Annotated in this window: 2 protein-coding genes and 1 pseudogene; all 3 read left to right on the top strand. The window is 65.9% G+C overall.

Features of this window, described 5'->3' with window-relative positions; translation table 11 throughout:
• Positions 1–316 (top strand): annotated as a pseudogene (locus ABY403_RS16310) (TonB-dependent receptor); the annotation flags it as partial.
• A gap of 112 nt (positions 317–428) precedes the next feature.
• Positions 429–1,172: an ABC transporter substrate-binding protein gene (locus tag ABY403_RS16305; RefSeq protein WP_372841862.1), complete on the top strand. Its 744-nt coding sequence runs from the start codon at positions 429–431 to the stop codon at positions 1,170–1,172.
• A 166-nt stretch (positions 1,173–1,338) separates the two neighbouring features.
• Positions 1,339–1,656, top strand: a 318-nt coding sequence (locus tag ABY403_RS16300) for an iron chelate uptake ABC transporter family permease subunit (protein ID WP_372841861.1), incomplete at its 3' end; no start/stop codon positions are given.

Here is a 1,656-nt window from a genome sequence, read left to right as displayed (position 1 = left end):
ATATACGGATGCCACGACGCCCGATCTCAGCTACGGCAACACTTGGTCGTCAGGTTTCGGGCGGCATCAAGTGGCGCTGACACTGGGGACCAAGCTGAACGATGCACTGCGCCTTGACGTGGCCGCGCGGCTGGTGGCGGAACGCCCGACGCTGCCGGACTATACGGTTGTGACCGCGGCGCTGCATTACGAACTGGCAGCCGGAACCGAAGCCTATCTGCGCATCGAAAACCTGTTCGACGAAGACTACCAGACGGTCAGCGGCTACAACACTTCGGGGAGGGCGTTCTATCTGGGCCTGCGCAAAACCTTCTGAGCCTGCGCGGCGTACCGGCCCCCGTGCCTTTGCGTGGGGGCTGGCGTTTGCGGCGGGTGTTGCTGCGGGGGCTTCGGGCGCGCGCGCCGATGCCCCCGGACGCGTGGTGTCGATGAACCTTTGCGCCGATCAGCTATTGCTGCTGATCGCCGACCCCGAGCAGATCGCGGCGCTATCGCCGCTGGCCACAAACCCCGAAATGTCGGCCCTTGCGCCACTGGCCGAGGGCATCGCGCAGACCACGGGCGGGGCCGAAGACATCGTTTCGCGCCGCCCCGATCTGGTGCTGGCCGATGTCTGGTCAAACCCCGGCACATTGGCGATGCTGGAGCGGCTGGGCCTGCGCGTCGAGCAGTTTTCGCCCGGCGTCTCGGTGCAAGACATTCGTGCCAAGATCACCCGCATGGGCGCGGTGCTGGGGCGCGAGGCGCGCGCGGCGGAACTGCTGGCAGAGTTTGACGCAACCTTGGCTGCAATTGAAACCCCCGCGCAGCCACCGCGTGCGGCGATCTGGGGGGCGGGGGGCTACGGCTATGGCGCTGCCACGCTGGAAGGTCAGATTCTGGCGCTGGCGGGGTTTGAAAACATCGTCGCAGGGCCGGGTTTGGACTGGGGCGGCAAGCTTGATCTGGAGCGGCTCTTGGTGCTGGCCCCCGATCTGGTGATCGCTGGCGCACCGGGTGCCAGCCGCGCCGAAGAGATACTCGCCCATCCCGCATTGGCGGGGTTTCGGGTAGAACGCAACCTGCACGACGCGCGCTGGGTCTGCGCCGCCCCGGCGATGCTGGAGGCGGTGGCCGAGCTGGCGGCCATCGGGCGCGAGATCAATGCGGAAAAATCAGAGGTGCACCAATGAGATACGGTGCGATATTGCGGCGTTTCGTGCCGCGGCGCTGGTGGCGCGATGTCGCTGCAATGCGATATGAAACAGTCGGTTACGCCGCGATATGCGCGCGCGCGTGGCGATTTGACGGGCGCGCGCCCCGCGCCCGAAGTGATGCGCGAAAATGGAAATATGTTCAATGAGTTACCGTGCGATCCTAGGGGTTCTCGTGGCGTTGGTCGTGGCGCTTTTTTGCGCCTCGTTAATGATCGGCAGCAGCGATCTTGGCCTGCGCGAAAGCCTTTCTGCGCTGATCTCGGGCGAAGGTGTCGCTGGCTTGGTGATGCGTGAAATCCGGCTTCCGCGCGCGTTGCTAGGCATACTGGTCGGTGCCGCGCTGGGGATGGCCGGGGCGGCGATGCAGGGTTTTCTGCGCAACCCGCTGGCAGAACCGGGGCTGATCGGCACCTCGGGGGCCGCGGCGCTGGGGGCGGTGATCGCCATTCACACCGGCGCT

The sequence above is a fragment of the Phaeovulum sp. genome (genome assembly GCF_041596715.1).
In the GTDB taxonomy this organism is placed as follows: domain Bacteria; phylum Pseudomonadota; class Alphaproteobacteria; order Rhodobacterales; family Rhodobacteraceae; genus UBA6213.
Note: the sequence above shows the minus strand (reverse complement) of the source record. Positions and strands in the feature narration are given on the sequence as shown.

Coding starts and splice junctions, on each gene's coding strand:
- ABY403_RS16305 (WP_372841862.1), top strand. CDS start 429: ATGAACCTTTGCGCCGATCAGCTATTGCTGCTGATCGCCGACCCCGAG.